Genomic DNA, 6,478 nt, shown 5'->3' with positions numbered 1-6,478 from the left:
GGTAGTAGATATTGAATACGGTGAAGTAGGTGTGTTAGAAAATATTATCGATAACAACGTTAATCCTTTGATCCAAGTTTTAAAGGGTGATAAAGAGATGTTGATTCCATTTATTGATGGATTGATACAAAAGGTAGATAGAGAGAAGCAGGAGCTTCATGTTGCTGCGCCACAAGGATTGATCGAAATGTATCTGGAAGCATAGTTTTTACTATGATTTTCAATTTTAAACATTTTTCTATAGAACAAAGCAATGCCGTACTTAAGGTAGGTACGGATGCTTTTGTATTAGGTGCTTTTTTTGAAGCGTCCTCTCCTAAAAATATTTTAGATATAGGTGCTGGTACGGGGGTACTATCACTTATCGCTGCCCAAAAGTTTCAGAATGCCAATATTGACGCAATAGAAATTGATGCGGAAAGTGCTCGATTAGCAGCTAAAAATTTCGGCAATTCTCCATGGACAGATAGATTATATATACATCATAGCTCTTTACAAGATTTCACTACAAGTAAGACGTATGATCTGATTGTTAGTAATCCACCTTTCTTTGAAAATTCTAGCGCTGCAGATACTGAAGTAAAGAATAGAGTGAAGCATAATGGTGGACTTAGCGCTAGTGAGTTGATAGAGAAGGTAGACAGGTTTCTCAGTGAAGAGGGGGAGTGTTGGCTCATCCTTTCTGTAGATTTCATGCGTAACTATTTGAAGGAAATTGAGCGTTTTAAATTGAATATTGTTCAAGAGATTTCTGTTTTTGGAAAACCTGAATTTTTGAAACGTAAAATACTGGTGCTTTCGAAAAAGCCGTCTCACAAACAAAAGATTGATTTCACCATTAGAAATAAAGAAGGAAAATACTCGGACGAATATATAGCTCTAACTAAGGAGTTACACGACCGAGCTTTGTAAGTTTTACCTTTTCAAATTATTTTCATACAAACTAATCCAGTCTTGTACACTCATTTTTTGTACTGTTTCTTTGATTAAATCATAGGGAATATCATTCATTCGTTTTAAACGAACACAGCTTTTACCCATGTCTAATTTATACTTACTGTATTTCGAGTATTCATCAACAAACCATTGGTAGAGTTCAGGGTTAGCATAGATCCCCATGTGATAGAAACCGATAAAATTCTTTTGAGAAGCCAAGCTTAAAAAGGGAAGAGGTAATTCAGGTGTGCAATGGTAGCCACTGGGATATATTTCATGCGGTACCACCCATCCTAACATTCCATAATTAATGGTTTCTTTAAACCCTTCAGGTATATTTTTATTAATTATGCTTCTTAACTTCTGTATAACTTCTTGCCTGTCTTCTGGAAGTTGTTCGATGTATTCTTCTGGTGTATCTGCTTTGTATTGCATGTCTTCATTTTAATAAGCTCTAAAATAAAGTTAATTGACAGAGTTCAAAAGTCAGGGACATAAAAAAGGTGAGCTTCAACTCACCTTTGATTTATTTAGATATTTTGTAGTGTAGACTAAAGGATAGTCCATTACTTGAATTTTTAAACAACAGAGAACGATTGCTTCCATTGTGAAACTGACTCATTCCAAAACCAACATTAGGAACTAATTCTACGTTTAGATTAAACTTCTCGGATAAATCATAGGTTAAACCAAAGGTATGACCTATACCCGCATAAACTCCAAAATGTCTAAGGGAAACATAAGCACCTACAAAAGGCTCCCATCCATGGTAATAAGTAAACTTATTATCTAGTTGTTTCTTTTTTAAGAATGCAAAAGCACCACCAGCGCCCAGGGCTATAAAATCTCGAATTAAAGGTGATTGTAAATAGCTTACATTCGGAACAACGATTCCCGTGCTAAAGGTTCTAAATCGAAAAGATTTGTTCTCGTTTTTGTGTTTTAAATAAGAAAAACCCAGCCTTCCATTAATATCTGCACGTACACCTATTTCTTTACCAATGATTACGGTAGGTTTGGTGTAGGTTTTAGAGTTGATGTTTTCTTGAGCTTTCGTTAAGATGGGTGCTCCTATGAAGCATAAGCTAAAAAGAAGGGCAGTGTAACGTTTTTTCATAAATTGTGTTTTTTAGGCGTTTAGATTTGCTTTACAATTATTGAACCAAAAAATCTTTTTTGTAACAACTAAAAGTTATAGGTTGCCCCAATCCCTAAAAGTTGACTATTTGCATTGATTCCAAAGCTCGTAAAGGAATTACTTGGTGTAGAATTAATATAGGTGTTGTTGATGTATAATGCAGGTATAGTTTCAACATATAGGTTGAAATTAGGGCATATAGCATAATTAAAACCTATCATGTATCCTAGGCGTAAACTTGTGTTGCTGTTCTGTATTCCATTTGCAGCAAGAAATGAAAAGTTTATTGCAGGTTCAAATCCATGATGAAACGAAAATTTTTCATTGATTACTTTGAATCTTTGAAAACCAACTGCTAATCGAAGCCCCCCAGTAGAATTTTGATTATCTATCGTGTAGTTATAGTTAAAACCACCGGCCCTAAAACGCAAAGCTTTGTTATCATTTTTAATAAGAGAGAAGGTGAGGTCTAGGTTGTTAAAATTACTGGTTCTAAGTCCTACAGCTTTTCCATTTGAAGGTGATTGGGCGAAGCTGCTCGAAAAAATTCCAAGACTTCCAAGAATAGTTGCGATAATTAATTTGTGGATTTTCATGTGAGATGATTTATGATTAGGCAATGAAAATACAAAAAAAACAGGTCGTCCTTTTGGCGACCTGTTCATATATTTTAAAGAAAGCTTTGTGGGCTCCTTAGAAAATCTCGTTTGCAGAGAAGTGGAAGTTACCTTCGATCTCAGCGTTCTCATCAGAATCAGATCCGTGAACTGCGTTTCTTCCGATAGACTCAGCGTACTTCTGACGGATAGTTCCTTCAGCAGCTTCAGCTGGGTTTGTTGCACCAATTAAAGTTCTGAAATCAGCAACTGCATTCTCTTTCTCTAAGATAGCAGCAACGATAGGACCAGAAGTCATGTACTCAACTAATTCACCGTAGAATGGACGCTCAGCGTGAACTTCGTAAAATTTCTTAGCTTGCTCTTCAGTTAAACGCGTGTATTTCATCGCTTTAATGTCAAAACCTGCTTCGATAATCATATCGATGATTTTCCCCATGTGCCCGTTCTCAATCGCGTCAGGCTTAAGCATTGTAAATGTTCTATTCGTTGCCATTATAAATGTTTTTTCAAAAATTTTGCTGCAAAGATATACATATAAAGTTCTTAATTCAATAGTTCGGGTTAAAAGTGTGGTTTTGAAGAAAGATTTAACGATTTGGATACATGAAATGGGAGGGCGCTGAATTCAAAGTTGTGTCAATTCTGAGGAGAATCTCCAAAAAACTGCTTCAGAAAGTCGGCGGGAATGAGTAGGACTATGTCAATCAATTAAAGTAGGAAAAAAGGGCCGTAGATTATTGCCCTTTTTCCTTACTGAATTTCCCTCGTCTAACGCTAACTAAATTACTAGTTTTTAATGAGTTATGCAAGGAATACTTTGTAAAGTATTTGGAATTAGACGGTATCTTTTTGAAATATTGTTCATTCACGCTGGATTTTACTTTTTAGTGAATTTCTAAATCACCCTCATAAATAGAGACAATGACTTGTTCATTGTAACGTAAAAAACTTTTGAAGTGATCTTCAAATTGGAAGGTGGAACCTCCTTGATGATTAATGTAAACAGTAGAATTATCCTTGACTTTAGCTTTGAAGATACTTAACTCTCTTAAGAGTCTTTGATTTTTTATAAGAGAATCAACCAATTTAAATTCTAATTTATATTTAATCATTTTTCTTCATTTTCTATAAAATTAAAAATGTAGTCGATTCAAATATAAGGTTCGCTTTAAATAGGGGGATTTTCCTCAAGCTTAGAATTTTTTTTCCTAATTTAAGCTAGACGAGAGGTATTGTATTATAGTAGTTATTGATTGATTAATACCAATTACAACAACCTAATGTTTTATACAAGAAAAGTAATTTGAGTATTGGCAAGAGATGGAGCAAGCGTCTCGAGGAACAAAACATTTTCTCGTGTGAATCTTTCGTCTGTTGACTCAAGACTCACACTCAAAACTGTTTTGTGGAGCCGGAGGGGTTCGAACCCTCGTCCAAACAATGGCTACATTAGCCTTCTACATGCTTAGTCTGCACTTTGGTTTTCGACGATGCAGTGGAGGCAAACATCCGATACATCGCTTAGCTTCTTTAGATCTCGTATTTGGCCCGAAGCAAGCCGCCTACCAGTCTTTATTTGTTGATCCCTCCGATTCCAGCTTCCAAAAGACGGGGATGCCGGGGAGGAACTTGTCCCTCTTACTGTGCTTCAGAGTGGATTAAGCCGAATAACATTCAGTTATTAAGCTGCAAGAGCGTATGACGTGTTGTCAATTATCGTGTGAGACCAGGGATTAACGAGACTCACCTCATGTCTCGACATGCTTATACTAACCCAACTCAATCGCTGTCAAATCCAAGTCGGCCCCAATAATTATTGGTCGTACAAAGATAGAAGTTCATTGATTGTACGCAATAGCTCAAGAGATAAATTTGAAGGGAAAGTTGTTAAGGGACAATCATTGTGTGTTAATTAGTTGTGTATGAATTAGATGTTCGCTGATGTAGACATTTTTGTAAAAAATACAATGCTTTTAGAGGAGTAAACTTTCTCGTTTATTTTAAGTTGTAAGGAGTTCATTAAAGTGCTACTTTGTAGTTTGAATCCCTAAATTAACATTCTGCAAATCAAAAGATTGTTTGAAACGATTAACTTATAAGGAACAAACTGCTTATGATGATTTTGAGATTTTTGTGTATTCTTGATTTTATACCTATTTTGAAACAGTTTTCCATAAATCACCATTGCGAATAACCACTTTAAGATTAAAATTATGAATCTATTCAACGTACTGCTACTATCATTAGGCATAGTAACCACTTGCCAAGTTATGGCTCAATCAACTCCAGAAACACCACATTCACCCATGTGTGGTAGTCATGAATTAATCCAGCATCGCGATAATCAGTATCCTGGTTATGAAATGATGTCCGATCAGATGATGAGTAATTTGCAAAGTATACTTCAAAGTAATCTACAAGCTAAAGATCTATCTACGGTCTATACATTACCTGTTGTTTTTCATGTGGTATATAATACTCCCACAGAGAATATACATGATTCTCTGATTTATAGTCAGCTCGATGTATTGAACGAATGCTTTAGACGCTTGAATGCAGATACCGTAAACATGAGAACCGATTTTGAGAATCTAGTAGGGGATGTTAAAATTCAATTTGAATTGGCAACCGTGGATCCACAAGGAAACAGTACTTCAGGGATAACCCGCACTCCCACTTTAATTTACAATTTTATGGGCGATATGACTGACCCAAATTTTTATCAGGATATATACAGCAATGTATTTAGAATAACCGATGATCAAAATGGCGGTGTAGCTGCGTGGAATACGGATCAATATATCAATGTATGGATTGGAGATTTGTCTGCATCAACCGGAGTGCCGGGGCAATCTGAAGAGATGCTTATTGGATTGGCAACTCCTCCGCTAAATCATTCAAGCTTTATCAATGTATTGGATATGTCAATTTTAGAAGAGGACGGAGTTATTTTGCACTATAAATCGGTGGGGGCGAACAACCCCATTCCTTACAGTATAGGTTCTGCAGCCAATAACAATAAATCAGGGAAAACAATGGTACATGAAATGGGGCATTACTTAGGTTTAAGACATATCTGGGGTGATGGAGATTGTGGAATGGATGATTATATACTTGACACACCTTTGGCTGCAAGTGCCTCCGTAGGGTCTTGTTCTTTTAATCTTAACGATTGTTGGGATGATATCAATGGTCAAAATCTACCGAATATGGTAGAAAATTATATGGATTACTCGACTGAGCTTTGTCAAAATTCATTTACCATAGGTCAAATAGAAATGATGCGTTTAACACTTTCGACGTACAGGTCCGGACTTCTAACGAATACAGCTGCACTTACAAACCTAGAGCCTAAGCTTGAAGTGGAGTTGTTTCCTAATCCAGCTACAGGACCTTTTAGCCTAAAATTTAATACTATACAATCTGAGGTTCAACTAGTACTTACTGCTTTAGATGGAAAGGTAATAAGCAATAAAACGTTTAGGGATACCCATGAAATTAAGGAAGATATGGAATTAGCCAATGGGATGTATTTGTTGAATATTTACACCCAAGAAGGTGCTTATATCAAGAAGAGATTGATAATAAGCGAATAAGGTTATTTAATATGTGCATTAAAAAAGTCCAAGTAATTTAAATTGCTTGGACTTTTTTGTGGTATGTTCTTGTTATTTGAGTGTAGCAATTATTTTTTCAGCTTGAGGAAAATCTTTGTTTTCTCTATAAACCACAGTGTGATTTGCTTTTTTCTCTTCTTCGCTATTGTCGTTACAATCGCAAGAGG

The 6,478-nt window shown here is 35.8% G+C and carries 7 protein-coding genes and 1 other RNA gene; 3 read left to right on the top strand and 5 right to left on the bottom strand.

The window, feature by feature from the left end:
• Window positions 1-205: ribosome maturation factor RimM (locus AC22ZQ_RS11615; protein ID WP_486756241.1), on the top strand; the 205-nt coding region annotated here is incomplete at its 5' end.
• 8 nt (window positions 206-213) lie between these two features.
• Window positions 214-912, top strand: a complete 699-nt coding sequence (locus AC22ZQ_RS11610; RefSeq protein ID WP_318958938.1) for a tRNA1(Val) (adenine(37)-N6)-methyltransferase — start codon at window positions 214-216, stop codon at window positions 910-912.
• A gap of 3 nt (window positions 913-915) precedes the next feature.
• Here the strand turns inward: AC22ZQ_RS11610 and AC22ZQ_RS11605 are convergent, their stop codons facing one another.
• The 5 genes from AC22ZQ_RS11605 to ssrA form a co-directional block, all read right to left on the bottom strand.
• The gene (locus tag AC22ZQ_RS11605; protein WP_318958937.1) at window positions 916-1,371 is read right to left on the bottom strand and encodes a DUF1801 domain-containing protein; all 456 of its coding nucleotides are present in this window, start codon (window positions 1,369-1,371) and stop codon (window positions 916-918) included.
• A gap of 91 nt (window positions 1,372-1,462) precedes the next feature.
• Entirely contained in the window at window positions 1,463-2,053 is a 591-nt protein-coding gene (locus tag AC22ZQ_RS11600) for a hypothetical protein (RefSeq protein WP_318958936.1), read from the bottom strand.
• Between the two features lie 68 nt (window positions 2,054-2,121).
• Entirely contained in the window at window positions 2,122-2,670 is a 549-nt protein-coding gene (locus AC22ZQ_RS11595) for a hypothetical protein (protein ID WP_318958935.1), read from the bottom strand.
• A gap of 97 nt (window positions 2,671-2,767) precedes the next feature.
• Window positions 2,768-3,187, bottom strand: a complete 420-nt coding sequence (locus AC22ZQ_RS11590; RefSeq protein ID WP_318958934.1) for a nucleoside-diphosphate kinase — start codon at window positions 3,185-3,187, stop codon at window positions 2,768-2,770.
• Window positions 3,188-4,097: 910 nt separating this feature from the next.
• Window positions 4,098-4,502, bottom strand: a transfer-messenger RNA (tmRNA) gene (gene ssrA, locus AC22ZQ_RS11585).
• A gap of 405 nt (window positions 4,503-4,907) precedes the next feature.
• Between ssrA and AC22ZQ_RS11580 the strand changes: the two genes are divergently transcribed.
• Window positions 4,908-6,290, top strand: a complete 1,383-nt coding sequence (locus AC22ZQ_RS11580) for a zinc-dependent metalloprotease (protein ID WP_318958933.1) — start codon at window positions 4,908-4,910, stop codon at window positions 6,288-6,290.
• The last annotated feature ends 188 nt before the right edge of the window (window positions 6,291-6,478 follow it).

It is taken from the genome of Lishizhenia sp. (assembly GCF_057456495.1).
The sequence above is the reverse complement of the archived record's forward strand: the minus strand, read 5'-3'. Positions and strand labels throughout refer to the sequence as shown.

Bases quoted from the DNA above. Each gene is read 5' to 3' on its own strand.
- AC22ZQ_RS11605 (WP_318958937.1), bottom strand. From the start codon at position 1,371: ATGCAATACAAAGCAGATACACCAGAAGAATACATCGAACAACTTCCA.
- AC22ZQ_RS11600 (WP_318958936.1), bottom strand. From the start codon at position 2,053: ATGAAAAAACGTTACACTGCCCTTCTTTTTAGCTTATGCTTCATAGGA.
- AC22ZQ_RS11595 (WP_318958935.1), bottom strand. From the start codon at position 2,670: ATGAAAATCCACAAATTAATTATCGCAACTATTCTTGGAAGTCTTGGA.
- AC22ZQ_RS11610 (WP_318958938.1), top strand. From the start codon at position 214: ATGATTTTCAATTTTAAACATTTTTCTATAGAACAAAGCAATGCCGTA.
- AC22ZQ_RS11580 (WP_318958933.1), top strand. From the start codon at position 4,908: ATGAATCTATTCAACGTACTGCTACTATCATTAGGCATAGTAACCACT.
- AC22ZQ_RS11590 (WP_318958934.1), bottom strand. From the start codon at position 3,187: ATGGCAACGAATAGAACATTTACAATGCTTAAGCCTGACGCGATTGAG.